We start from the raw sequence: 23,434 nt of genomic DNA on the forward strand, positions 1-23,434 counted from the left end.
CACCACGACGCGAACGAGGATATCCAGCCCAGCGACCGCGAGCGGGTCGAGGGCTTTCAGCGCTGGCTGTCTCCTGCGGTAGCGACGACTGCTAGCGAGCCGGCCGAGGGCTTTCAGCGCAGGCTGTCGGAGCAGCCCGAAACGACGCCTGGCGAGCGTGCCGAAGCCGTCCGGCACACACCCACACCTGCACTAAAAACTACTCCCCGGGCAGAAACATCGCCTTCGAGACGGGAGCGGTCCGCTCGAACCCCCACTGCTCGTAGAAGCCGTCGACGTCCGCCATCAGGTTCACGTACGCGGTCTCCGGAGCCTCGTCTTCGATGTAGCTCATCAGCGCGTCCATCATCCGGGATCCCAGACCCCGGCCCTGATGGTCGGGGTGGACGACCATGTCGCAGATGTGGTAGACCGAGCCGCCGTCGCCGACGATTCGGGCCATCCCGACGGTCTCACCCGCCCCCGTCTCGACCATCGAGACGCCGTACATCGTGTTCGGCAGGCCGCGGCGGGCCGCTTCGAGCGACCGGGGGCTCATGTCGGCGGCGTCACGGAGGGCGACGAACGTCTCCGGGTCGGGAACGGACTCGCGGAGTTCGTACTCCATACGGAGAGGGAAGGCGGGAGAGGGATAAACGCCGGCGGTCTCGTGGTCGGACGCGCCGATGGGTCGGGCCGGTCCCGATTCTCCGACACGCTGTTCCCGAAAGAGCAAAGCCGGTCCTGACAGAGAACGTGAGCATGATCCCGCTTCAGGGCGGCGGTCCGGAGCTGCTGACGGTGTTATTCTTCTGGATCGTCGTGTCGGTTCCGTTGTTCCTCGGCGTCGTAGTCTTACTCAACAGGGCCACGTCGGACGACCGCGGCGAGGAGATCGCGGAGCTACGACGGCGAGTAGACGAACTCGAGTCCGAGCGGGACTGACCGCCCGTGGAACTCGCGATCTGTCGCGACAGTCGATCCAAGGACCGGCGACAAACAGAATCGTCCACTCGAACGCAAACTAGATCGAACGTCCAGCAGTTTCGGCCCACAATCGCATATACAGCAGTTTTTGAGTCACTCGGATGCTCACAAAGTCGACGCTTTTTCTACCTCCGTCCAGTGGATGTAGTAGTGGAGATCGCTTTCTCAATCGTCTCGGCGGTCGCCGAACGCGAGTCGGTCAGTCCCACCGATCTCCCGCCGCTGTACACTGCCGTCGACCCCGACACGCTCGAGATGTTCGTCGAGTCACCGCTGACCGAGGCGGTCTCGGTCGAGTTCGACTACTGCGGGTACACCGTCGACGTGTCGGGAGCGCGGACCGTCGAGGTGTGTGAATTCGACCGCGTTCGAACTCACAGCGCGTGAGTCGGGCCGCGGACGAACAGGTCCCTGCGTCGACCGACCCCTGACCGCCGAGTGCTCCACCGAGCCACGCGTCGACAGGGGGAATCACGCCAGTAGCGCGTTCAGAGTCGGTCCGCGAGCGTCTGTGCGGTCTTCGCGCCGACGCCGTCGACCCGTTCCAGTTCGTCCCGTGAGGCCGAGCGGACGTTCTCGACGCTCCCGAACCGGCGGAGGAGTCGCTTGCGGGTCTGGGGACCGACTCCGTCGAGGTCGTCCAGGACCGTGGACACCTCGTCGCGCAGGGTCTGGTGGTACTGCACGGCGAAGCGGTGGGCCTCGTCGCGGACGCGCTGGAGGAGGTGCAGGTGCGAGGCGTCGTCGTCCCAGTCGTGGACGCGCGCGGGCGTGACGACCAGTTCCTCGTCCTTCGCCAGCGCGACGACCGGCACGTCCCACCCCGCTTCGGCGAGCGCGTCCCTGGCCGCGCCGAGCTGTCCCTCGCCGCCGTCGATCAGGAGGAGGTCTGGGTCGGGACGCTCGTCACGGCCCTCGACGGCGCGGTCGGCGCGCCAGCGGACCAGCGACCGCATGTTCGCGTAGTCGTCGTTGGTGTCGTCGAGTTTCTTCCGCCGGTAGTCCGACTTCTCGGGGCTCCCGTCCACGAACGTCACGTCGCTCCCCACGGCGGATTTCCCCTGGGCGTGGCTCACGTCGAACCCCTCGATGCGACTCACTCGCGAGTCCAGGCCGAGCGCCTCGGCGAGCGCGCGGCCCTCGTCGTCCCGGCGGTCCCGGCTGCGGGCGTTCTTCAGTGCGAGGTCCACGAGCGTCGACTCGCGGCCCGTGCCGGGGACGCGCAGGCCGACGCCCTCGCGCTCCAGCCAGTCGGCCAGGTCGGGGTCGTCGGGGTGGTCCGAACACAGGATCGCGTCGGGGAGGTCGCGTTCGGCGTAGTACTGGGCGATGAAGGCCGCGAGCACCGCGCCGGAGCGCTCGCCCTCGGGCGCGTCCAGCGTGTGGCGGTCGCGGTCGACGAGTTTGCCGTCCTCGCTGTGGAGGCGGGCCACGGTGGCCGTCTCGCCCTCGACGGCGACGCCGAGCACGTCGATCACCCGCTCGCGCTCGCGGTCGGAGTCCTCGTGGCGCCCTTCGCTGGCGACGGCGTCGCCGGCCTCACCGTGGATCGCTTCGACGGCGTCTAGCCGGTCGCGGAGGTTCGCCGCCCGCTCGAACTGCTGGTCGCCCGCCGCCGCCTCCATCTCCCGACGGATCGGGTCGGCGAGCGCCCCGGTTTCGCCCTCGAAGAAGCGCTCGACGGCCTCGACGTCCCCGAGATACGCCTCGGTGTCGACGTCCGTCTCGGCGACGCACGGGCCCGAGCAGAGGCCGATGTCGTGGTCGAGACACGGCCGGTCCCGGTTGGCGAACTTGTGGTCCGAACAGCCCCTGAGACCGTAGGTCTCGCGGGCGGCCTTGAGCACCGTCTCCAGGCGGCCCTTGTCGGTGAAGGGACCGAAGACGGTGGCGCCGGGGTCGGGGTCGCGCGTGATCTCGATCCGGGGGAACTCGTGGTCGGTCAACTGGACGAGCGGGTAGGACTTGTCGTCTTTCAGGCGGACGTTGTACCGCGGCCGGTGGCGTTTGATGAGGTTCGCCTCGAGGAGCAGGGCTTGCGTCTCCGTGTCCGTGACGGCCACGTCGACGGACTCGGCCTCGCGGACCATCCGCCTGATGCGCTCGCTCCGCGGGTCGGCGTAGGAGCGCACCCGACTCCGCAGGTCAACCGCCTTCCCCACGTAGAGGACGCGCTCGTACGAGTCTGCGGCGTGCCGCTCCCCGTCGGTGTCGTCCCGTCCCCGCGACCGCCGGGCGAGGAACTGGTAGACGCCGGGCTCGGCGGGCAGGTCGGCCACGCGCTCCCGGACCGCGTCGGGATCCATCGCTCAGTGGTAGCGACTCGGCGAATTTGAACCCTGCGTCCGCGGGTCGACCGCACCGCGTCACCGCCCGAACTCGAACCCGCCCGTTCCCCGGTCAGGGTCCCCCTCCTCCGCGCCACTCTCGTCGGGCCCCTCGACGACCTCGTCGACCGTCTCCGAGAAGTCGGTCCGGCTGGTCTCGCGGACGGCCCGCTCCACGTCTTCGAGGACCTCCTCTTCGTTCACTTCCTCGTTCGCCGGACCCACACCGTCGCGTTCGCTCGCCGTCGGCTCCCGCCCGTCGACGATGCCGCCGCTCCTGACCGCGCCGGAATCGGCGGCCAGCGGGTCCGAATCACCTGTCTCCGCGTCGGAAGGCGACGCTACCGGGTCGCCCGCTTCGCCCGGTGTTTCGCTGACGCCCGCATCGGCGAGGTCGCCGGATTCCGACTCGACGGTGGCGCCGGTGCCGAACAGTGCGGCCTGCAGGTCCGCGACGGCGCCGTCGAGGGTCGCGTCCGACGCCGGGACGCGGATCGCCTCGTCGTCGCCGGCGACGTCCACGACCAGCACGCTGTCGCGGGTCAGCAGGTACACGCCGAAGACGAAGACGGCGAAGAGGACGAGCAGCGCGCCGATCAGCCGGGCGAACTCGTCGAGGCGTGCGACGAGGCCGAGGAAGCGCTGGAGCAGGCCGAGCACGCCGCCGATCCCGAGTCGCCCGGTCGCTTCGCTACTCGAGAAGACGTCCGTCGGGACGAACGACTCGAAGTCGAGGAAGACGCCGACTGCGAGGAGGATGGCACCGTAGAGGAACGTGCGTCCGCCCTGCCAGAGGAGGTTGCGCTCGCCCTCGTGGCCGGCGCGCACGTCGGCGACGTTCGGCAGGTCGACGTCGCGATAGTTCTCCCCGCCGCTCTCCGGCGTGAACGCCAGCAGGCGGTGAGAGGTGACGACGACCCGATTCCCGTCCTCCAGGTCGACCCGCTGTTCGACCGATTCACCGTCGAACAGCAGGTCTTCGGCAGATCCGGCCCACGCCCGTCCCCCGCGCCCCCGAACGCGGTCGAACCACCGGGCGAGCCAGGACATACTCGTAGGAGGCAGTCACACCGTCTTAAATCGTGCGCCGGTGGGCACGGCGGCCCGCGGAGCCGGGACCGAGAGTAAGCCCCACATAACAAACTCCCCGACCGGGCGAACCCGAGACGTGCGCGCCCTCGACCGGTTCCGGACGGAGCGGTTCGCGGTGCTGTACCGATGGGTGCTCGTCCTGGTGGTCACGGGGGTCGAAGTGGCCGTGCTGGGGGTCTGGCTCGCGCTGTTCGACGGCGCGGACCCCCTCTCGCGCTCCGTGGGCGTCGGGGTCGTCGTCCTGCTCGTCGGCCTGCAGGTGTCGCAGTTTCTCACCGACCTTGCCGTCAACGGGACCGCCGTCGGGTTTCCGCTCGGCGGGACGCTAGCGGTCAGCGTCAGCGAGACCGTCCTCTGGGTCGGGTGGTTCGCGGTCGTCACCGCCCTCGGCGGGCTCCGCGGCGCGTTCGTCGGCGGCGTCGCCTTCGCCGTCGCGCTCGCTGTCCAGCACACCGTCGAGACCAACGCCCTCCGCGGCGCCCCGCTCACCGAGCGCCTGTTCGACCCCCAGACCGTCGGCTACAGCCTCCTCACGGCGACCGCGGCGGGTGTCTGGTTCGCGCTGAACACGCGCGTCGAGGGAGCCGAACCCGCCGTCGACCTCGTCTCGAGCGTCGGGCTCGCGCCTGCCACGGTCGGCGGGGTCGTGCTCGCGACGGGGCTGCTGGTCGAACACGCGATGGGCGTCGTGGTCGCCCGTCGCGAACGCGACGAAGCGAGGACGCCGGCGCGACGCGGGTACCGGTCCGGGACGCGAGCGCGCTGAGCGGTGTCGGGACCGGTCCACGCCCCCGGTCTCGACCGCTGGCTACAAGCACGCGGGGGACCCACGGGGTGGTATGAGCGACGACAGCGTCAGGTGCTGGCTGGTCGACCGCCAGTCCCGCGACGAGAACCTCGTCACGCTGGTGTACGCGACGCCCGACGGCGAGCGCCAGGTCACGAAACAGCTCTCCTTCCAGTTGCTCTCGCGGAAGCCGACCACCGCCGCCATCGACGTCGAACCCGACCGGCTGGAGCCGACGGCCGACCCCGACGAGCGCGAGCGCTACGCGACGCAGGCCCAGTCGATGGCCGAGAAACACGACCCCGACGACGAGGTGTAGCCGGGCGCCGCCGCCGGGGACCCGTGCCGGTCGCTCGGAACTTATGAAAACCTATACATGAGGGCGAGAAAGCCCCGCCCATGCCAGCCATCGAACTCGACGGCGTGACGAAACGGTTCGGCGACGTCACCGCGCTACGGGGGGTAGACATGACCGTCGAGGACGGGGAAGTCTTCGGATTTCTGGGGCCGAACGGCGCCGGGAAGACGACGACCATCGACATCCTGCTCGACTTCGTCCGCCCGACCGCAGGGTCGGCGACCGTGCTCGGGATGGACGCGCGCGAGGACTCCGAGGCGATCCGCGAGCGCCTGGGCGTGCTCCCCGACGGGTACGACCTCTACGACCGGTTGACCGGTCGTCAGCACCTGGAGTTCGTCGCGGAGGCCAAGCGGGCCGACCTCGACGTCGCGGCGATCCTCGACCGCGTCGGCCTCGACCTCGAGGACGCCGAACGCAAGACGGGCGGCTATTCGAAAGGGATGCAACAGCGCCTCGCGCTCGGGATGGCCCTCGTCGGCGAACCCGACCTGCTGATCCTCGACGAGCCGTCCACCGGCCTCGACCCCAACGGCGCGCGACTGATGCGACAGATCGTCCGCGAGGAGAACGAACGCGGCGCGACCGTCTTCTTCTCCTCGCACATCCTCGGACAGGTCGAGTCGGTGTGCGACGAGGTCGCCATCCTGCAGAACGGCGAGATCATCGCCGAAGACAGCGTCGAGGGCCTGCGCGCCGCCACCGACACCGGGACGCGACTCGTCGTGAGCGTCGACCCGGCCGACGCCGAGACCGCCGCCGCGGCCGCTCGCGAGGTCGACACCGTCGAGAACGCGACCGTCGAGGGCGACGACCTCGTCGTCACCTGCGACAGCGATTCGAAGATGGACGTGCTCACCGCCATCGAGGACGCCGGCGTCGACGTGCACGACTTCGAGACGCGGGAGGCGTCGCTCGAGGACCTGTTCGCCGCCTACACGGAGGCGGACGGCGAGCGCCCGTCCGCGCCGGCGGGAACACCGGGCGGCGCCGAATCGGCGGACGACGCCGAGGCCGCCGAGGGAGGTGACGCCCGATGAGCGCCCAGAACGAGGGACTGGACGGCGCCCTGCGCGACGCCTTCGACTGGTACCCCGTCGCGAAGAAGGAGTTCCGCGACGCCATCCGCTCGAAGGGGCTCTGGGTGCTCTCCTTCCTCTTCACCGCGCTGTTCCTGATCCCGGGCGCACAGGTGCTCTTCCTCGAGGAGAACCTCGGTCGACAGGCCCAGGACATCGGGATGCAGTACTTCATCTCGTCGTCGTACCTGAACATCGTGACGCTGCTGGTCCCGATCGTCGTGATCTTCGCGGGGTACGCCGCTATCTCGGAGGAGCGGACCAGCGGGTCGCTGAAGGTGCTCCTGTCGCTGCCGTTCTCGCGCCGTGACGTGATAATCGGGAAGGTCATCGGCCGGAGCGCCGTCGTCGGCGTCCCGCTCCTGGTGGCGCTCGGACTGACGGGAGCGTTCTTCGCCGTCTCGCAGTTCACGTTCAAGTTCGACGTGTTCGCGTGGTTCACGCTGTTCACGTTCGCCTTCACGCTGGTGATGGTCGCGTTCGTCGTCAGCATCTCCGGTGCGATGTCGACGAACCTCCGGTCGCTGGCCGGCGCCGGCATCGTCTACTTCTACATCTCCTTCGGCTGGAACTCGCTGGCCAACGCGGTCGGCGACGGCCTCGCCGACTACCTCGGTGTCACCGGCGCGCTCCGCTGGCAGGCCGTCCTGTTCGTCAAACTGCTCAGCCCGACCCAGGCGTACAAGACGCTCACCAACTCCATGCTCGGCGAGGGCGACGGCGCCGCGATGACCGCCCGCTACAGCATGTTCCAGCAGGACCAGGAGTCGATGGGGACCATCTGCGGCGACGTGCTCAACGGGAACCCCCAGACCGTCCAGAGCATGTTCGGGAACCGGACGGTCTGTGAGAGCGCCGGGTCCTCGCTCCCGCTCCAGTTCTCCGACCCCGCCGTGTTCGTGAGCTTCTTCCTCTGGATCGGCCTCGCCGCCGCGATCAGCTACTACACGTTCGACCGCGTCGACCTGTAGCTGTCGTTCCGGTCGGTTTTCGTTTTTGTACTCTCTGATCGGTTGGTTCTGGTGAGAGCGTACCCGACAGCCAGCGCTGAAAGCCCTCGGCCCGCTCGCCCTTTCAGTCCACCGGAAGACTCACTCCGTTCGTCTTCCGAGCCCTGACTCGCTCCGCTCGTCAGGACGCCAGGGACCGCGACCACCCAGCACAGCACCGCAGACGGCCTCACACCTCCCCAACCGATTCGCTCCCTTCGGTCGCTCATCCCTCGCGCGGCTTCGTCGCGCGCATGAAAGCGCGCGACAGCGCGCGCCACCGCGAACGTTCACCCCTCGATATCGACGCCGTACTCCCGCAGTTTCGCCTCGAACGCCTCGACGCCGTCGAGCGCCGGAACCTCGTGCTCCGCGGCGTCGTCCTGCTTGGTCTGGCCGGGGTTCTCGCCGAGGACCAGATAATCGGTGTTGCTCGACACGCTGCTGGTCGCCGACCCGCCCGCGCGCTCAACGAGGTCCTGCGCGTCGCTCCGCGTGTAGCCGTTCAGCGACCCCGTGAAGACGAAGGTCAGCCCGTCGAGGGCGTCGCCGGTCGTCGTCTCGGCCTCCTGGGGGTCGACGTGGGCCAGCAGGCGGTCGAGCACGTCGCGGTTGGCCTCGCTGTCGAAGAACTCGCGGATCTCGCGGGCGACGGTCGGCCCCACGTCGTCGACGGCCTGGAGTTCGTCCTCGTCGGCCGAGCGGACGGCGTCGAAGGTACCGAAGTGACGCGCGAGGGAGGCGGCGACCGTCTGTCCCACCTCGGGGATACCGATGGCGGTGAGGAAGTCCGCGAGCGGGGGTTCGCGGGCGGCGTCGAGTTCCGCGACGAGGTTCTCGGCGCTCGTCTCGCCCCACCCCTCCAGTTCGGTGAGCTCCTCGACGGACAGTTCGTAGAGGTCGGCCACGTCGGAGACGAGGTCGGCGTCTAAGAGTTGCTGGACGCGCTCCTCGCCGAGCCCCTCGACGTCGAGGCCTTTGCGGGAGGCGTAGTGCTGGACCGACCGCTCGCGCTGGGCGCGACAGCCCAGCCCACCGGTGCAGAAGGCCATCGGGCCGTCTCGCTCGACGGGGCTCCCGCAGACCGGACACTCGTCGGGGAACTCGAAGTGGTCGTCGCTCTCGGGGTCGGTGACCTCCGCGACCTCGGGGATCACGTCGCCTGCGCGGCGGACGCGCACGCCGTCGCCGATGCCGACGCCCAGCCGTTCGATCTCCGCGGGGTTGTGGAGCGAAGCACGCGAGACGGTGACGCCGCCGACCTGGACGGGGTCCATGAGCGCGACGGGGGTGAGTCGTCCCGTCCGGCCGACCTGGACGACCACGTCCCGGAGCGTGGTGTGCTCGCTCCGGGCCGGGAACTTGTAGGCGAACGCCCAGCGCGGCGCTCGCGAAGTGGTCCCCAGTTCCGCGCAGGCCTCGGTGTCGTTCACGGAGATCACGACGCCGTCGATCTCGTAGTCGAGGTCGTCGCGCTCGTCGAGGCGGGCGTCGCGGTAGCCGATGGCCGCCTCGATATCGTCGACGAGTTCCGTCCGCTCGCAGACGCGCAGGCCCCACTCGGGGAAGGTCTCGTGCATCTCCCAGCGGGTGTCGAAGTCCGCCCCGTCGAGCACGTCGAAGAAGAACATCGAGAGCGGGCGCTCGGCGGTGACCGACGGATCGAGCTGGCGGAGCGTCCCCGCGGCGGCGTTGCGCGGGTTGGCGAACGGCTCGTCGCCGCGCTCGACGAGTTCGCGGTTGTACGCCTGGAAGGCGGGCTTGGGCATGTACACCTCGCCGCGGACCGCGAGGAACTCCGGGTAGTCGCCGCGCAGGCGCTGGGGCACCGTCGGGATGGTGCGGACGTTCGCGGTCACGTCGTCACCGATTTCGCCGTCTCCACGGGTCGCCGCCCGCTGGAAGACGCCGCCCTCGTAGACGACTTCCACCGAGAGCCCGTCGAACTTCGGCTCGCAGTAGTAGTCGACCTCGCCCTCGTAGTCGGCCGCGTCGAGCCCGTCGCGGACGCGGCGGTCGAACTCGCGGACCTCGTCGGCCTCGCCGCCCTGGTCGATCGAGCGCATCGGGGCGACGTGTTCCACGTCCGGGAGTTCGTCGCGCGGTGCGCCGCCCACCCGCTGGGTCGGGCTGTCTTCGGTCTGGCTGTCGAACGCCTCCTCGAGGTCCCGGAGTCGGGAGAACAGCGCGTCGTACACCCGGTCGTCGATCGCCGGGTCGTTCTCGACGTAGTAGCGGTGGTCGTGGTACCGGATGGCCTCGCGGAGGGCCTCGGCCTGCTCGCGGGCCTCGGTGTCCGTGAGCTCCGCGACCGGGTCGAACGCCGTCGTCGGGTCGTCGATGTACGGGTTGTCCGGGGCCGTGTCCGCCGCCTCCTCGGTCATTACCCCACTCTCACGGCGGCACCCTCTTTGTACGTTCGGTGCCGGACGGGCCCGCTCAGGCGGTCACCTTCCACGTCGTGCTCGACGAGCGTCCCCACTGTTCGATCTCGATATCGGTCGCGCGCTCGCGCAGGATCCCCATGTTGATCCCCACTTCCTTCGAGGACAGCCCCAGTTCCTCGGCGACGTACTTCGACTTGAGGTAGGCGGTGCCGTCGACTCGCTCGCGGAGGTGCGAGAGGATCTCCGCCTGCGTGTCGCTCAGCGTCGGACCGGAGAACGCGCCCTCCCGACCGGATTGTGTCGGCATAGTCGAGAATCGAGGGGCGAACCCCATCGTTATGCACCGTATTCCGGCTCCCGACAGCGAAAAAATCGTCCCGTGTCCGGTCAGTCGTCGCCCAACACGCCTTCGGCGACGGCCATGTCGTCGACGCCGGGGTCGTCTTCCGTCGCCCGGAGGACGAACCGCTTGCGGACCAGATCCGCGGCGTACAGCGCGGTCCCGGCGATGATCATGGTGTCGCCGGGGAGGCGCGCCCAGAAGAGGTTCTGGACGACGGGCTGGTTGTAGAACGCCAGGCTTCGGCCGGCCGCGTAGCTCTCGGTGAAGATGGCCTCCAGTTGCAGGAAGCCGACGGGGAGGACGGAGACGAACACCATCAGCGCGAGGCCGACGTTCCACAGCCAGAACGCCCCGCGGAGCCAGGAGCCGTCCCAGCGGTCGGGCCGGATGGCGATGCGGAGCATGTAGGTGACCATCCCCAGCGCGAGGAAGCCGAACGCGCCGAACATCGCCGCGTGGGCGTGGCCGACCGTGAGGTAGGTCCCGTGTTCGTAGTAGTTGATCAGCGGGAGGTTGATGAAGAAGCCGAGCACTCCCGCGCCGACGAAGTTCCAGAACCCGCTGGCGATGATGAACATGAACGGGAGCTTGTAGGGGAAGCTCTCGCCGCCCCCGGCCATCGCGCGGTACTGGCCGATGGCCTCGTAGAGGATGAACACCAGTGGAACGAGCTCCAGGGTGGAGAAGACGCTCCCGATGGGCACCCAGAGGTCGGGCATCCCGATCCACCAGTAGTGGTGGGAGACGCCGATGACGCCCGTAGACATCACGAGCAAGGCCTGGAGCATGACCGCCTTCTCGGCGCTCTGACGGGAGAGGAGGTTCATCGACACCAGCGTCAGCCCGATGATGGCGACGATGAAGAACTCGAAGGCGCCCTCCACCCACATGTGGACGACCCACCAGCGCCAGAACTCGGTGACGGCGATGTTGGTCTCGGGGGTGAAGAGGAACCCGGCAGTGAACAGCAGGGCGATGGAGCCGCCGGCGTAGAGGATCATGTGAGCGAGCCCGTAGACGGGTTCGCGGTCGAGCATGGGCTTGAGGCCGCGGATAGAGAGCAGCGCCCAGAACCCGAAGCCGGCGAGCAGGCCGACCTGCCACACCTTCCCGACTTCGAGGTACTCCAGGCCCTCGTTGCCGACGAGCCACCAGAGTGCGCCGTCGAAGTAGCCGTGCGCGCCCAGCCAGATGCCGCCGAGGCCGCCGACCGTCACCACCACGATCGCGCCCAGCAGCCCGTTCACGTACGTCGACTGCCGGCTGGGTTCGTGCCCGGTCAGTAGCGGCGGGAGGAACAGCCCGGCGCCCAGCCACGTCGCCGCGATCCAGAGGATCCCGAGGTCGATGTGCCACGTCTTGGCCATCGCGAACGGGAGCAACTGGAGGATGTGGACGCCGAAGATCTCCTCCATCCCGAAGAAGCCGGCCCGCTCGATGTAGAAGTGCGCGAGCAGTCCCCCCAGTAATACTTGCGCGAGAAACAGTCCCGCGGCGACCGGGACGAACCGCAACGCGGCGCGCTGGCTCGGGAAGACGCTCACCTCGCCGGGTTCGGGGACGGAGATGCCCTCCGCGGAGGGTTCGGGGAGGTCGACGGCCTTGTACAGCCAGATGGCCCCGCCGGCGCCCGCCACGAGGAGCACCATCGCGATGACGCTCCAGGTCATCGCGGCGGCGGTGGCGTCGTTGCCGGCGGCGGGCTGGTAGGGCCAGTCGTTCGTGTAGGAGTGGTCGCCGTCGGGCCGGTCGGTGTGGGAGAACCACGCCGTCCAGAGCGCGAAGTCGGCGAACTGCCGGGCCTCCTCCTCGTCGTCGATCATGTCGACCGGGACGCCCCGCTCGTGGTCGCCCTCGTGGTAGCGCTCGACGTACTCCTCACGAACCTGCTCGTGGGCGTACAGCTCTGCCGCGGAGTACTCGACGCTCCCGCCGTCGTAGCCCTCGTCGAGGTCGGTCTGGACCACGTCGTCGACGGCGGCCTGTTCGGCGGATTCGAGCGCGGCGTACTCCTCGCCGACGCGCTCGCGGGCGTAGTAGTCGCGCATGTGCTCGACTTTCAGGTCGAGCGTGTCGGCGGTGTAGTCGACGCCGTAGTACGCGCCGTTGCCGAGGATCGACCCGTGGTTCATCAGGCCGTCACGCTGGAACGCCTTCTTCCCTTCGCGGATGTCCTCGCCGGTCAGGACCGTCTCGCCGTCCGGGCCGACGACCTGCTCGGGGATCGGCGGCGCCTCCTGGTAGGCCAGCCACGCGCCGCCGGCCATGACGACGAGGTTGAACACGAACACGGCCACCAGCACCTTCGCGATAGTCGCGCGCTTCACCTTCATGTCCGGCGGTTCGATCCCCAGGTATAGGAGTGTCCCACCCGTTCTCGACCGTCGGCAGGGCGGCCGAACGTGTTCGTCCATCCCGTCGCGGTACACCGGTTTTGTAACGATCCGTCACGCCCGGGATCGACGCCGGATCAGCCGTCGGTCGCTACTCGAACGAGCCGCGGTGCGTGATCTCCTCGACGGACTTCCGACCGCTCGGCTGTTCGCGCTCCCGAAGCTCCTCGGGGAGGGTCTCGGGGGCGGCGCGTTCCCCGATGGCGACCATCGCCTCGACGTCGAACTCGTCTTCGGGAACGCCGAGAGCGTCGTGAGCGCGACCCCAGTCGAACCCGGCCATCGGGTGAACGGCGAGGCCGCGGCGCGACCCCTCCAGCGCGAGGTTCTGCCACGCCGCGCCGGTGTCGAACGAGCGCGTCGCGGCCGGTTCGCCGTTGTGTTCGAGGGTGGTCTTCGAGAACAGGGCGACGAGAACAGCGGCGTCCGTGGCCCACGCCTGGTTCGCCTCGTTCAGGAGGTCGACGAACGTCTCGAACTCGTCGTCCTCGCGGGTCGCGTAGACGAACCGCCAGTGCTGGTTGTTGAACGCCGACGGCGCCCAGCGGGCGGCCTCGAACAGCGGCAGGTACTCGGACTCGGGCAGCGACTCACCGGTCATCGCGCGCGGCGACCACCGGTTGACGAAGATCGGATCGACGTCGTGGTCCGGTGAACGATGCTCTGCGACGTCCGCTCGCAGGCCGTCGTCTGTCTGGGTCGGTGTCTGCTGACTCATCGCTACCGACTACGAACGCCACACATATATACTGAATCTGACACGAGTGTTACCGGGTGACGGCGGTGTCATCGGGGCGGCCGTTCACACGGACCGGGGTCGACGTCAGAAGGAGGGGTCGCGTCGAGACTGTCGGCGACTCAGAGGTCGGCGACGTCTTCGATGGCGTCGGTGAGTTCCCTGATGCTCTCCAGATCGTGTTCGCCCATGTGGCCGATGCGGAACGTCTGCTCGCCGAGTTGGGAGCCGTAGCCGTTGGAGAAGACGAAGTCGTACTCCTCGGAGACGGCCTCGATGGTCGCGGCCACGTCGATGTCCTGCGTGTTCTCGATGCAGGACACCGTCTGGGAACGGTACCCCTCCTCTGCGAACAGGTCAAAGTGCTCGCGGGCCCAGTCGTGGACGTACTCGGTCATCTCCTGGTGGCGCTGGTCGCGGGCGCGGTGGCCCTCTTCGAGCATGTACTTCATCTGCTTGCGGTAGGCGAGCATGACCGGGATCGCAGGGGTGGAGTGGGTCTGGCCCTTGCGGTCGTAGTAGTCGAGCGTGCGCTGGAAGCCGCCGTACCACGACGCCGAGTCCTTCTCGAGTTCACGTTCGTAGGCGTCGTCGCTGACGACGCAGACGGCGAGGCCGGGCGGCATCGCGAAGGCCTTCTGGGTGGAGGCGAAGATGACGTCGATGTCGTGCTCGTCGATGTCGACGTAGTCGCCGCCCAGCGCGGAGACAGCGTCGACGACGAAGTACGTGTCCGGGTACTCCGCGACGACGTCGCCGATCTCCTCGATGGGGTTGCGGACGCCGGTCGAGGACTCGTTCATGACCGTCGCGACCACGTCGTAGTGCTTGTCGCTCTCCTCAAGTTCGGCGCGGATGTCCTCGGGTTTGATCGCCTCGCCCCAGTCGTACTCGAGGCGGTCGACGTCCTTCCCGAGTCGCTCGGCGACGTTGGCGTGGCGCTCGCTGAAGCTCCCACAGGTCGGGACGAGGATGTTCTCGTCGACGAGGTTGAGCGTCGACGCCTCCCAGAACTCCGTCCCGGACGCGGTGAGGATGATAACCTCGTTGTCGGTGCCGAGGAACTCCTTCGTGTCCTCGACGATGGTCGTGTAGAGGTCGGTCATCCGATCCATCCGGTGGCCGAACATCGGCTGGGCCATCTCGTCGATGACGTCCTCTCGGACTTCGGTCGGACCGGGGATGTACAGCGTCTTGTCGTCGTAGTCGCCTGTGTATTCCTGTTTCTTGGGCACGGAAACCACCGATTGCTACCGGAACGCTCGGCGCGAGACGGTATGGTAGTTTTGATGGCTGGTCGACAGCGTCGACCCAGTCGACACAGTCGCCGGTCGTCTGGGGAGGAACCGTCGTGGACCGATCACCCCTCTCGCCACGGCGGCGAGAGGTGGACGTGGAACAGTTTCTCACAGTCCTCGGCGCCGCAGACGGGGCACTCGTCGGACTCGACGGGGCCGGTCGCCGCCGACGCGGCGCTCGACTCGCCACCGGCGGCCGCCGTCGCGGCCACCACGCGGCTGCCGGTGTGTCCGAGTTCGTACCCCTCGTCGGTCTCTCGGACGAAGTACTCGCAGAGCCGGCGCAGGTGGTAGCTGAAGCGGCCGGAGTCGCGCACGCCGGCCCGCTCGCGGAGTCGGGAGAACGGGAGCGGTTCGTCGGCGTCGGCCAGCGCCCGGAGGATGGCGAGGCGCGTCTCGTCGCCCAGCACGGCGAACGCGTCGGCCGGGTCGTCGACCGAACGGGTCATGCCGGTTGCTCCGAGGGGGAGTTTCCTGTACTTTGTGGCCGGACCCGGGCGAGAAAAGCGAGTGACGGCGACAGACGGGCGACTGTGGTCGGGAGACCCGCGCGGAGCGGGGACGACGCGGCGCGAGCGTCAGGACAGGTCGATGTTGGCCGAGTCGCCGGCGCGGTCGAACGTGACCTCGAGGATGCCGTTGTTGTACGACGCCGAGGCGGAGTGCTCGTCGACGCGGGCCGGGAGGCGGACGCGCTCGTTGTACTCGCGGGCGTCGCCGGCGGCGTCGAGGGTGAGGACTTCGCCGTCACACCGGAGGTCGATGTCGCGCTTGTCCACGCCGGGGATGTCCGCGACGACCCGCAGTCGGTCGTCCTCCTCGTAGACGTCGAGGTGGACGTCGCTGCTCGCGGGGTCCGACGCGCCGGCCCCGGGCCCCGTCTGGGCGCGCGCGTCGTCCATCACGTCGTTCATCATCCGCTCTATCTCCCGGAAGAACTCGTCGAACGGGTCGTCGCGGTCGTCGCGTCGCATGACCGATGCTATGTGAATCGTCGTCAAAAGCTTTCGGCTCGCGGATCCGTCGGCGAGTCCGACGGGTTCCCCCGCTATCGACGCTGGACCGCCGAGATCCCAGCGTATTTGTTCGTCCTGGTCGTTCGGTGGCACGTGCGTCTCGTTCAGATCACGATCCCGACGGGCAAGCGCGAGACGGTCACGCGCGCGCTCGACGACGAGGAGATCGACTACATCATCACTGACGAGACCAGCGCACGGGAGTACGCCGCCGTGGCGTACGTCCCGCTCCCCACCAACGCCGTCGAACCGGTGCTCGACACGCTCCGGTCGGCCGGCATCGACGAGAGCACCTACACGGTCGTGCTGGACGCGGAGACGGTCGTGTCGGAGGACTTCGACGAGCTCGAAGAGCGGTACGCCGAGGAGAAGAGCACCGAACGGATCGCCCGGGAGGAACTCGTGGCGGCCGCGGAAGACCTCCTCCTGTCGATGCCGAACTACCTCGTGATGACCGTCGTGAGCGCCGTCATCGCGACGGCGGGCCTCCTGCTCGACTCGCCGGCCGTCATCGTCGGATCGATGGTGATCGCGCCGCTCATCGGGCCGGCGATGGCCGCCAGCGTCGGGACGGTCGTCGTCGACGACGAACTGTTCGCCGAGGGGGTCAAACTCCAGGCCATCGGCGTACTCGTCTCGGTCGCCGCCGCCGCTGCATTCGCGTGGATCGTCAAGACGGTCCACCTGATACCACCGTTCACCGACGTGACGGCGATCCCGGAGGTCAACAGCCGCCTCTCGCCCGACTTCCTCTCGCTCGTCGTCGCGCTCGGAGCCGGCGTCGCCGGTGCGCTCTCGCTGACAGCGGGGGTCTCCTCCGCCATCGTCGGCGTGATGATCGCCGTCGCGCTCATCCCGCCAGCCGCGACGGTCGGTATCGGCATCGCCTGGGGCCAGCCCGTGGTGTCGCTCGGCTCCGGGATCCTCGTGCTCGTGAACCTGTTGTCTATCAACCTCGCCGCGCTGGTCGTGCTCCGATACACCGGCTACCGCCCGACCAACTGGTTCCAGCTCGACGACGCCCGCGGCGCGACCATCCGCCGCGTCGGGATCCTCGTCGCCGCCATCGTCGTGCTGTCGGCCTTCCTCGGCGGCGTCACCTACGACTCCTTCCGCGGCGCGACCACCGAAGAGCGCATTCAGGAGTCGGTCAACGCCGGCGTCAACGAATCCGGCGTGGAGGCGGAGGTGATCTCGATCGAGGTCAACCGGACCGGCGAGTTCATCCTCCGCCACCCCGTCGCGGTCACCGTGACGCTCGGCGTCGAGAGTCAGGACCACCCGCGGATGGCCAACGTGATCGACAGACGCGTCGAACGCGCCATCGATCGCGAGGTCCGCACGCAGGTCCGGTATCTCATCGTCGACTCCGCATGACAGCCGTTCGTCATTCGTGACCGACTGATACCACGGGAGTGCCCCGGTCGGGCGGGCGTCGGACGCCCGATTTCGGACCATCAAAGACGCGTTTGAGTTAACGTGACCGCTATTTGATACCGGGTCGTTGGGAGGGACGCATGAACTCACGAGTAGCACTCGCCGGCGTGGCCGTCGTCGCGGCGCTGATGGCGACGGCAGGCGCCGCCACCGCGTTCGCGTCCGGCGGCGCGCCGGTACAGGCCCAGCAGCCCGCACAGCAGGAGATGAGTGACACGATCACGGTCGGTGCCTCCGGTCAGGTCCAGACCGAGGCCGACCGCGCGGTCGTCCGCGTCGGCGTCGTCGCGACGGGCGACGACATCGAGACGGTGCGCGAGCACCTCTCGACCAACGCGAGTCAGATGCGCGACGCGCTCGACGAGATCGGTATCGACGGGAGTCAGATCCGGACGGGGTACTACGACATCTCGACGAACCGCCGCTACGGCGCGCGAGACAGCGACGAGCCCCAGTACCGCGCGATCCACTCCTTCTCGATCACCGTCGAGGACCCCGACCGCGTCGGTGAAGTCGTCGACACGGCCGTGACCAACGGCGCGAACGAGGTCGACGGCATCCAGTTCACCCTCTCGGCCGACAAGCGCGAAGAGCTCCGCCAGCAAGCACTGAGCGAAGCCATGGATTCGGCCCGCAGTGAGGCCGGCACCATCGCCGAGGCCGAAGACCTGACCGTCACCGGCCTCCAGCGCGCCTCCACCACGGAGTACAACTCCCGCCCCTACTCCCTGGAGAGCGCCGCCGTCGCCGACGCCGCCGGTGGGTCGACCTCCATCAACAGCGGCCCGGTCACCGTCAGCGCCGACGTCACCGTCGTCTACGAGGTCGGATCCTGACGGGATCGGCCGCGTTACCGACCGAAAATCAGCCTCTGACAGGCCCTTCGTCCCCCTGACGCACCTTCGTCCCTCCCCCTGACGCACCTTCGTCCCTCCCCCTGACGCACCTTCGTCCCTCCCCCTGACGCACCTTCGTCCCTCCCCCTGACGCGCCCATCGTCCCCCCTGACGCTCCGCCCTCCCACCACCGCTCGCCGGTGGCGTTCGTCTCGTTCGGACAGCGCCGCCGCTCGCGGTCGAAGCTGCCGGAGAAAATGCGACGGGCTCTACCGTTACTGGCCTTCGTAGGGCAGTTCCGGTTCGTAGTCGACGGCGTCGACGGCGGCGTCGAGGACGTCCTGGACGTTCTCGTCCTCGGTGACGCTCATGTAGAGGTCGGCTTCCACGTCGCGCGAGCGGTCGGACTTGTTACAGACCGTCAGGACCGGCACGTCGAAGCGGGCTTCGATGTCGTCCCGGAGCGCGAGTTGCAGGTCGAGCGGATAGCCACACTCCCCGCTGGCGTCGACGAGGACGAGGACGGCGTCGGCGAGGTGCTTGACGGCGCTCGCGGCCTGGGACTCCACGTCGTTGCGCTCCTCGGGCGCGCGGTCGAGCAGTCCCGGCGTGTCCACGATCTGGTAGCGGATGTGGCCGTCGTCGAAGTGGCCCACGCGGATCTCGGTGGTCGTGAACGGGTAGGACGCGATCTCGTTGCTGGCGTTCGTGACCGAGTTGACGAACGTGGACTTGCCGACGTTGGGGTAGCCGGCGACGACGATGGTCGGCTCGTCGGGGCGGATGTCGGGCAGGGTCTTCAGGTCGTCGCGCGCCGCGCCGACCGCCGCGAGGTCGTCCTCGACCTCCTCGACCACGTCGGCGATGCGGGCGAAGGCCTGTTTGCGGAGCTTCCGGGCGGTGTCGATGTCGCCGGTGGCGATGCGCCCCTGGTACTCGTCGCGGATCTCCGACGTCTTGCGGCTCGCCCAGTTGATCTCCGAGAGGTGCTGGCGAACGGCGTCGATGCCGCCGATGTCGGGCGTCTCGTCGCCCGTGGTGTTCGACGCGATGACGGCGTCGGCGAGTTCCTCGTAGAACGGGTCCAGATCGTCGAAGTCCGGCCAGTCGGTGACGACGTTCTCCAGGTTGTCGGAGGCGATGTTCGACGCGGTCTGTAGCATCGATAGCGGGGCGTCGTGGCCGCTCTTGGCCCGCCCCGCGCGTGCGGCCCGCGAGAACGCCTTGTCCACCAGCTCCTCGGACGTCGGCGTCGTCGGCAGGTCCTCGAACGGTTGGCTCATTGCCCCCCGATAGACGGTCCCCGCGTAAAAGGCCGTTTACTCGCACTCGCCCGTGACAGAACCGCACGCGCCGAACGACCGACACCCGGCAGCTTCCGGGGAGACGCCTATCAGTCCCGCCGACCTATCACACGGCATGACCGACTGGAGTGCTGTCGTCTGGGGATTCGTCGCCGGAATACTCGCGGGACTCGCCGCCTTCCTCGTCCCAGTCGTCGGCCACGTCGGCGCCGGTCTGATCGCCGGGTTCGTCGCCGGCTTCCTCTCCGGCGGCAGCCTCGGGAGCGGCGCCTGGCACGGCCTCCTCGCCGGCGCGCTCGGCGGCATCGTCCTCGTCGTTCTCACAGTACCTATCGCCGGCCTGCTCGGTGGCGCACTCGGTGGCCCCCTCGGCGGGCTCTTCGGCGGCCTGAGCGTCGTCGTGGTCGGCCTCGTCATCGCCTTCGTGTTCGCCCTCGACAGCGCGGTCGGCGGCGCGGTCGGCGCCGTGCTCGCCGACTGAACGACCCTCGCACCCGCAATTTAAGTGCGACCGCGGCCCGTCATCTGTGTGATTCGTCCGAGAGCGTTGGTCGCGGCGACCGCCGCGAACGTCGTGACTCTCGGCGTCCTGCTGGTCGCGACCGACGTGGTCCTGCTGGGGCCGTTCGCGGGCGGGCTCGTCGCCGGAGTCGTCGTCGGCGAGCGCCGCGACGGCGCGGTCACCGGCGGTCTCGCGGCAGTCCTCGCCCCGCCGGTCGGCGCCGCACTGGCGGCCCTGCTGACCGTTCTCGTGCTGGTCGTCGCGTCCCTCCTCGGGAGTTCGGCCGCCGTCCGGGGAGTCGGCGCCGCGGCCTTCGGCGTGGCGGCGCTCGGCCCGATCCTCGGGCTCACCGCGCTGCTCGTCTACGCCGTCTCGTTGCTCGTGTTCGTCCCGATCGGTATCCTCGGCGGCGTCGTCGGCGCGGCCGTCGTGGACTGAGCGCGGCGGACGGACGACGGGAGCGAGCGACGGAGTCACCCTTTTGCCGGTCCCGTCCCGACCGTCGGTATGGCTCGGATCGACGCGGGCGAGATTCTACCGAACGGCCACGTCCAGCAGATGGCCGCCGACGGAGAGGTCACACAGATGCACCGCGGCCACAGGTACGCCGACGAGGGCGACACCTTCGAGATCGACGGCCAGACGTTCGAAGTGACGGACGTTACCCGTCGAACGCTGGGCGACCTCACCGACGAGGACGCACGCCGCGAGGGGTCTACAGATCTGGACGCGTACCAGGAGCGACTGAACCGCGTCCACGACGAGTTCGAGTGGGACGACGACAGCGAGGTCGTCCGTCACAGGTTCGAACCCCGGGCGTAGGGCCCGGTAGGCCCGAGCGGAGAGAGGGCACGCTCAGACTGGTTCGATCGGCCGTCACGGCGTCACTACCCCAGCGTTCATTGCCGTCTCGGCCGTAGCTGCGACGCTATGTCATCGCGCGAGCGAGGCCGAGTCGTCGTGATAACCGGCGCGAACGAGGGCATCGGCTATCACATGCTCACCCCGCTCGTCGAGCGCGGGTACCGGGTCGCCGGCCTCGACGTCGACGGAGCGCACGTCAGGTCGCTCCGGCGAGACCGCCCCGACAGCGTCCGCTTTGTCGAGTGCGACGTGACCGCGGACGACGACGTCGAGGCCGCGATCGAGGAGATCGTGGCCGAGTGGGACCGGATCGACATCCTCGTCAACAACGCGGGGATCTTCAACTTCGCGCCGTTCGAAGACCAGACGCTCGCCGACACGAGACGCGAGTTCGAGGTGAACTACTTCGGGTACCTCCGGCTGATCCACGCCGTCCTCCCGCACATGAGAGCGCGCGGCGAGGGGATCGTCCACAACGTGAGTTCGGGGGCGGGGCTCGTCGGCCATCCCGGGCTCACCGGCTACGCTTCGACGAAAGGCGCGATCGAGGCGCTCGTCCGGTCCCTGCGGCTGGAACTGCGACACGAGAACGTCGCCTGTACACTGATGCACCCGCCCCTGACGAACACCCGTTCGACGGCCGAACTCGGCTACCCGGAGTCGTTCCTGAGCGACCCCGCTGCCGTCGGCCGGAAACTGGCCGGGAAGATCGAATCGACCGACGAGGTCATCGCCGCGGACTTGCAGACCAGGGTGGGGCTGTACCTCTCACAGCGGTTCCCCTCACTCGTCAGACGGGGCACCGAACGGTTCGTCTCTCCCGACGAGTAGTCGCTTTCGCCTCGCGCGCCAGTCGCTACGTCCGAGCGGTCCAGCGACCGATAACGCCGGTCCCTACCGTCGCTCGGCTAGTTCGTCGCGCAGGTCGTCCAGGTCCATGTCCTTCATCGCGAGGAGGACGAGCAGATGGTAGACGATGTCGGCCGATTCGTGGGCGATCTCCTCGCGGTCGTCGTCCTTCGCGGCGAGCAGCAGCTCCGTCGACTCCTCGCCCAGTTTCTCCAGGACGGCGTTCTCGCCTTTCTCGTGCGTGAACAGCGACGCTGTGTAGGAGTCCTCGGGCAGTTCCTCCTTGCGGTCCTCGATGACGGCGAACAGCTCCTCTAGCACGTCGTCGGTCATTACGCGCTCTGTCGGCGGCCTCGGGTAAGTCCCCTCGGGTTCGCGCTCGATGAACGGCTGGGAGCGAAGCCAGCGGGGCAGTCCGCCCGTGAGGCGGCGTTTACCCTGTCAGGACTGCGTGCGGTCCGTGAGCTTCGCCCGCCGTTCGGCGAACTCGGCGTCGTCGATCTCGCCGCGTGCGTAGCGCCGTTCCAGAACGGTCGTCGGGTCGGCCGTACGAGGGGGCGTGGGCGACTCGCCCAGATGCCTTGCCAGCAGGTACACGGCAGCGGCGAGGAGGACGACCGAGAGGAGAACCCCAAGCACCCCCCAGACGAAGCCAAAGCCCGCGCCGCCGGCCCCACCGACCGGTCCCATCGGTCCCTGGTGAGGTCCGTGATGTTGACCGTGCTGGAACAGGAGCGTGATAGTTTCGATCATGGGTGTCACCGTACGTGTGAACAGAGGTCGACCACGAACAAAAGGGCAGACGGCGATTGTCACTCCCCGGGAACGGCCCGCGAGCGCCACGCTCATGCTCGCGGGTCGCTTCGCTCGCGGGTCACTCCGTTCCCCGCTCGCCTCGCGGCGCTCGTTTCACTCGCGCCGCGCACTCCCCGCTCGCTATCCGAGGTCGCTCACTACGTCTGCGAACGAGCGGCGAAGCCGCTCGTTCGCATGGTCTGAGGGACCGACGGTCCCTCACTATTCGCGACCTCGCGTCTCACGGCTCACTACGTTCGCCGTTCGAGATACCGTGGCGCTCGCTACGCTCGCGCCACGCTCATGCTCGCGGGTCACTCCGTTCCCCGCTCGCTATCCGAGGTCGCTCACTACGTTCGCGACCTCGCTTTCAAAAAACGCCAGGTCGTGAATCCGCGCGTCGTCGGTCAACTCCGGGTGGAACGAGGTCCCGACGACTGGGCCGTCCCGAACAGCGACGGGCCGCCCGTCCCACTCGGCCAGCACCTCTGCGTCGCCCACGGAGTCGATGAGCGGTGCGCGGATGAAGACGGCCGGGAAGGGCTCGTCGAGGCCGGTCACGTCGAGCGGTGCCTCGAAACTGTCCTTCTGTCGGCCGAAGGCGTTGCGCTCGACGGTCACGTCGATCAGTCCGAGCGAGTCGACGCGGTCGTCGTTCGGGTCCGTCGAGGCGACGATGAGACCGGCACACGTCGCCAACACGGGTTTGCCGGCGGCGACGTGCTCGGTTATCTCGGGGGCGATCCCCTCGTCGCGGAGGAGTCGCGAGATGGTCGTCGACTCGCCGCCGGGCAGGAGGAGGATGTCGCAGTCGGGGACGGCCCCGGAGTGACGGATCTCGACGACGTCGGCGGTCTCGTCGTGACTGGCAGCGGCTCGTCGGATGGCGTCTGCGTGTTCGCTCACGTCGCCCTGCACGGCGACGACGCCCGCCCTGATGGTCATACTCTCGCTTTCGGACGCGTGGCGAAAAACCTCTCGCTCTCCGCAGGTGTCGCGGCCCAGTCCCCGTCCACGGGACCGTTCAGTCGTCGGCCGATTCCTCGGCCGTCTCGTCCTCGTCGGCGTCTTCGCCC

At 68.5% G+C, this 23,434-nt stretch carries 26 protein-coding genes; 12 read left to right on the top strand and 14 right to left on the bottom strand.

Annotated features, from left to right (window positions below; genetic code table 11):
- Positions 1-199: 199 nt before the first annotated feature.
- A complete protein-coding gene (locus D1409_RS08635; RefSeq protein ID WP_123536131.1) occupies positions 200-607 on the bottom strand; it encodes a GNAT family N-acetyltransferase in 408 nt (135 codons plus the stop codon).
- 128 nt (positions 608-735) lie between these two features.
- On the opposite strand from D1409_RS08635, the gene D1409_RS08640 reads away from it, so the two are divergent.
- Positions 736-924, top strand: a complete 189-nt coding sequence (locus tag D1409_RS08640; protein WP_123536133.1) for a hypothetical protein — start codon at positions 736-738, stop codon at positions 922-924.
- A 192-nt stretch (positions 925-1,116) separates the two neighbouring features.
- The gene (locus tag D1409_RS08645; RefSeq protein ID WP_206425016.1) at positions 1,117-1,353 is read left to right on the top strand and encodes a HalOD1 output domain-containing protein; all 237 of its coding nucleotides are present in this window, start codon (positions 1,117-1,119) and stop codon (positions 1,351-1,353) included.
- A gap of 101 nt (positions 1,354-1,454) precedes the next feature.
- Here the strand turns inward: D1409_RS08645 and D1409_RS08650 are convergent, their stop codons facing one another.
- Positions 1,455-3,272 carry an excinuclease ABC subunit C gene (locus D1409_RS08650; protein WP_123536137.1) on the bottom strand — a complete coding sequence of 606 codons (1,818 nt, stop codon included), beginning with the start codon at positions 3,270-3,272 and terminating at the stop codon, positions 1,455-1,457.
- A gap of 60 nt (positions 3,273-3,332) precedes the next feature.
- The gene (locus D1409_RS08655) at positions 3,333-4,343 is read right to left on the bottom strand and encodes a hypothetical protein (protein WP_123536139.1); all 1,011 of its coding nucleotides are present in this window, start codon (positions 4,341-4,343) and stop codon (positions 3,333-3,335) included.
- Between the two features lie 118 nt (positions 4,344-4,461).
- Here D1409_RS08655 and D1409_RS08660 point away from each other — a divergent pair, with 118 nt between their 5' ends.
- From D1409_RS08660 to D1409_RS08675, 4 genes are all read left to right on the top strand, one after another.
- On the top strand, positions 4,462-5,151 hold the full coding sequence (locus D1409_RS08660) for a hypothetical protein (protein WP_123536141.1): 690 nt from the start codon (positions 4,462-4,464) through the stop codon (positions 5,149-5,151).
- Between the two features lie 73 nt (positions 5,152-5,224).
- A complete protein-coding gene (locus tag D1409_RS08665; RefSeq protein WP_123536143.1) occupies positions 5,225-5,491 on the top strand; it encodes a hypothetical protein in 267 nt (88 codons plus the stop codon).
- An 80-nt stretch (positions 5,492-5,571) separates the two neighbouring features.
- Positions 5,572-6,570 (top strand): ABC transporter ATP-binding protein, encoded by a 999-nt coding sequence (locus D1409_RS08670; RefSeq protein ID WP_123536145.1) that lies wholly within the window; start codon positions 5,572-5,574, stop codon positions 6,568-6,570.
- Positions 6,567-7,580 (top strand): ABC transporter permease subunit, encoded by a 1,014-nt coding sequence (locus D1409_RS08675; protein WP_123536148.1) that lies wholly within the window; start codon positions 6,567-6,569, stop codon positions 7,578-7,580. The genes D1409_RS08670 and D1409_RS08675 overlap by 4 nt, the downstream gene beginning before the upstream one ends.
- A gap of 308 nt (positions 7,581-7,888) precedes the next feature.
- On the opposite strand, the gene ligA is transcribed toward D1409_RS08675, so the two are convergent.
- The 7 genes from ligA to D1409_RS08710 form a co-directional block, all read right to left on the bottom strand.
- Positions 7,889-9,982, bottom strand: a complete 2,094-nt coding sequence (gene ligA / locus D1409_RS08680) for an NAD-dependent DNA ligase LigA (protein ID WP_123536150.1) — start codon at positions 9,980-9,982, stop codon at positions 7,889-7,891.
- Positions 9,983-10,037: 55 nt separating this feature from the next.
- Entirely contained in the window at positions 10,038-10,292 is a 255-nt protein-coding gene (locus D1409_RS08685) for a DUF7123 family protein (RefSeq protein ID WP_123536152.1), read from the bottom strand.
- A gap of 80 nt (positions 10,293-10,372) precedes the next feature.
- Positions 10,373-12,661, bottom strand: coding sequence for a nitric-oxide reductase large subunit (locus D1409_RS08690; RefSeq protein WP_123537068.1), 2,289 nt, complete (start codon positions 12,659-12,661; stop codon positions 10,373-10,375).
- Positions 12,662-12,812: 151 nt separating this feature from the next.
- A complete protein-coding gene (locus tag D1409_RS08695; RefSeq protein ID WP_123536154.1) occupies positions 12,813-13,439 on the bottom strand; it encodes a nitroreductase family protein in 627 nt (208 codons plus the stop codon).
- 140 nt (positions 13,440-13,579) lie between these two features.
- Positions 13,580-14,692 (bottom strand): pyridoxal-phosphate-dependent aminotransferase family protein, encoded by a 1,113-nt coding sequence (locus D1409_RS08700; RefSeq protein ID WP_123536156.1) that lies wholly within the window; start codon positions 14,690-14,692, stop codon positions 13,580-13,582.
- A gap of 125 nt (positions 14,693-14,817) precedes the next feature.
- Entirely contained in the window at positions 14,818-15,204 is a 387-nt protein-coding gene (locus D1409_RS08705; RefSeq protein WP_123536158.1) for an ArsR/SmtB family transcription factor, read from the bottom strand.
- 129 nt (positions 15,205-15,333) lie between these two features.
- On the bottom strand, positions 15,334-15,729 hold the full coding sequence (locus tag D1409_RS08710) for an Hsp20/alpha crystallin family protein (protein ID WP_123536160.1): 396 nt from the start codon (positions 15,727-15,729) through the stop codon (positions 15,334-15,336).
- A gap of 135 nt (positions 15,730-15,864) precedes the next feature.
- On the opposite strand from D1409_RS08710, the gene D1409_RS08715 reads away from it, so the two are divergent.
- Both D1409_RS08715 and D1409_RS08720 read left to right on the top strand, forming a co-directional pair.
- Complete coding sequence (locus D1409_RS08715; RefSeq protein ID WP_123536162.1) at positions 15,865-17,148, top strand: TIGR00341 family protein; 1,284 nt, start codon at positions 15,865-15,867, stop codon at positions 17,146-17,148.
- A 140-nt stretch (positions 17,149-17,288) separates the two neighbouring features.
- Positions 17,289-18,044 (top strand): SIMPL domain-containing protein, encoded by a 756-nt coding sequence (locus D1409_RS08720; RefSeq protein ID WP_123536164.1) that lies wholly within the window; start codon positions 17,289-17,291, stop codon positions 18,042-18,044.
- Between the two features lie 275 nt (positions 18,045-18,319).
- Here D1409_RS08720 and D1409_RS08725 read toward each other — a convergent pair whose 3' ends face one another.
- Positions 18,320-19,327, bottom strand: coding sequence for an NOG1 family protein (locus tag D1409_RS08725; RefSeq protein WP_123536166.1), 1,008 nt, complete (start codon positions 19,325-19,327; stop codon positions 18,320-18,322).
- A 136-nt stretch (positions 19,328-19,463) separates the two neighbouring features.
- On the opposite strand from D1409_RS08725, the gene D1409_RS08730 reads away from it, so the two are divergent.
- The 4 genes from D1409_RS08730 (at position 19,464) to D1409_RS08745 (ending at position 21,545) form a co-directional block, all read left to right on the top strand.
- Positions 19,464-19,829 (top strand): DUF5518 domain-containing protein, encoded by a 366-nt coding sequence (locus D1409_RS08730; RefSeq protein ID WP_123536168.1) that lies wholly within the window; start codon positions 19,464-19,466, stop codon positions 19,827-19,829.
- 48 nt (positions 19,830-19,877) lie between these two features.
- Positions 19,878-20,288: a hypothetical protein gene (locus D1409_RS08735; RefSeq protein ID WP_164471614.1), complete on the top strand. Its 411-nt coding sequence runs from the start codon at positions 19,878-19,880 to the stop codon at positions 20,286-20,288.
- A gap of 69 nt (positions 20,289-20,357) precedes the next feature.
- Positions 20,358-20,672: an ASCH domain-containing protein gene (locus D1409_RS08740; protein ID WP_123536171.1), complete on the top strand. Its 315-nt coding sequence runs from the start codon at positions 20,358-20,360 to the stop codon at positions 20,670-20,672.
- 108 nt (positions 20,673-20,780) lie between these two features.
- Positions 20,781-21,545, top strand: coding sequence for an SDR family NAD(P)-dependent oxidoreductase (locus D1409_RS08745; protein WP_123536173.1), 765 nt, complete (start codon positions 20,781-20,783; stop codon positions 21,543-21,545).
- Between the two features lie 63 nt (positions 21,546-21,608).
- On the opposite strand, the gene hisE is transcribed toward D1409_RS08745, so the two are convergent.
- From hisE to pdxT, 3 genes are all read right to left on the bottom strand, one after another.
- Positions 21,609-21,896, bottom strand: a complete 288-nt coding sequence (hisE, locus tag D1409_RS08750) for a phosphoribosyl-ATP diphosphatase (protein WP_123536175.1) — start codon at positions 21,894-21,896, stop codon at positions 21,609-21,611.
- Positions 21,897-22,004: 108 nt separating this feature from the next.
- Positions 22,005-22,316 carry an SHOCT domain-containing protein gene (locus tag D1409_RS08755; protein ID WP_164471615.1) on the bottom strand — a complete coding sequence of 104 codons (312 nt, stop codon included), beginning with the start codon at positions 22,314-22,316 and terminating at the stop codon, positions 22,005-22,007.
- Between the two features lie 375 nt (positions 22,317-22,691).
- The gene (pdxT, locus tag D1409_RS08760) at positions 22,692-23,303 is read right to left on the bottom strand and encodes a pyridoxal 5'-phosphate synthase glutaminase subunit PdxT (RefSeq protein ID WP_123536179.1); all 612 of its coding nucleotides are present in this window, start codon (positions 23,301-23,303) and stop codon (positions 22,692-22,694) included.
- Positions 23,304-23,434 lie beyond the last annotated feature (131 nt).

The organism is Halosimplex salinum (genome assembly GCF_003730195.1).
Lineage (GTDB): Archaea > Halobacteriota > Halobacteria > Halobacteriales > Haloarculaceae > Halosimplex > Halosimplex salinum.

Excerpts from the sequence above, each read along its gene's own strand:
- hisE (WP_123536175.1), bottom strand. The coding sequence starts at position 21,896 with ATGACCGACGACGTGCTAGAGGAGCTGTTCGCCGTCATCGAGGACCGC.
- D1409_RS08745 (WP_123536173.1), top strand. The coding sequence starts at position 20,781 with ATGTCATCGCGCGAGCGAGGCCGAGTCGTCGTGATAACCGGCGCGAAC.
- D1409_RS08665 (WP_123536143.1), top strand. The coding sequence starts at position 5,225 with ATGAGCGACGACAGCGTCAGGTGCTGGCTGGTCGACCGCCAGTCCCGC.
- ligA (WP_123536150.1), bottom strand. The coding sequence starts at position 9,982 with ATGACCGAGGAGGCGGCGGACACGGCCCCGGACAACCCGTACATCGAC.
- D1409_RS08650 (WP_123536137.1), bottom strand. The coding sequence starts at position 3,272 with ATGGATCCCGACGCGGTCCGGGAGCGCGTGGCCGACCTGCCCGCCGAG.
- D1409_RS08685 (WP_123536152.1), bottom strand. The coding sequence starts at position 10,292 with ATGCCGACACAATCCGGTCGGGAGGGCGCGTTCTCCGGTCCGACGCTG.
- D1409_RS08675 (WP_123536148.1), top strand. The coding sequence starts at position 6,567 with ATGAGCGCCCAGAACGAGGGACTGGACGGCGCCCTGCGCGACGCCTTC.
- pdxT (WP_123536179.1), bottom strand. The coding sequence starts at position 23,303 with ATGACCATCAGGGCGGGCGTCGTCGCCGTGCAGGGCGACGTGAGCGAA.
- D1409_RS08755 (WP_164471615.1), bottom strand. The coding sequence starts at position 22,316 with ATGATCGAAACTATCACGCTCCTGTTCCAGCACGGTCAACATCACGGA.
- D1409_RS08710 (WP_123536160.1), bottom strand. The coding sequence starts at position 15,729 with ATGCGACGCGACGACCGCGACGACCCGTTCGACGAGTTCTTCCGGGAG.
- D1409_RS08655 (WP_123536139.1), bottom strand. The coding sequence starts at position 4,343 with ATGTCCTGGCTCGCCCGGTGGTTCGACCGCGTTCGGGGGCGCGGGGGA.
- D1409_RS08725 (WP_123536166.1), bottom strand. The coding sequence starts at position 19,327 with ATGAGCCAACCGTTCGAGGACCTGCCGACGACGCCGACGTCCGAGGAG.
- D1409_RS08695 (WP_123536154.1), bottom strand. The coding sequence starts at position 13,439 with ATGAGTCAGCAGACACCGACCCAGACAGACGACGGCCTGCGAGCGGAC.
- D1409_RS08635 (WP_123536131.1), bottom strand. The coding sequence starts at position 607 with ATGGAGTACGAACTCCGCGAGTCCGTTCCCGACCCGGAGACGTTCGTC.
- D1409_RS08705 (WP_123536158.1), bottom strand. The coding sequence starts at position 15,204 with ATGACCCGTTCGGTCGACGACCCGGCCGACGCGTTCGCCGTGCTGGGC.
- D1409_RS08740 (WP_123536171.1), top strand. The coding sequence starts at position 20,358 with ATGGCTCGGATCGACGCGGGCGAGATTCTACCGAACGGCCACGTCCAG.
- D1409_RS08690 (WP_123537068.1), bottom strand. The coding sequence starts at position 12,661 with ATGAAGGTGAAGCGCGCGACTATCGCGAAGGTGCTGGTGGCCGTGTTC.
- D1409_RS08720 (WP_123536164.1), top strand. The coding sequence starts at position 17,289 with ATGAACTCACGAGTAGCACTCGCCGGCGTGGCCGTCGTCGCGGCGCTG.
- D1409_RS08730 (WP_123536168.1), top strand. The coding sequence starts at position 19,464 with ATGACCGACTGGAGTGCTGTCGTCTGGGGATTCGTCGCCGGAATACTC.
- D1409_RS08670 (WP_123536145.1), top strand. The coding sequence starts at position 5,572 with ATGCCAGCCATCGAACTCGACGGCGTGACGAAACGGTTCGGCGACGTC.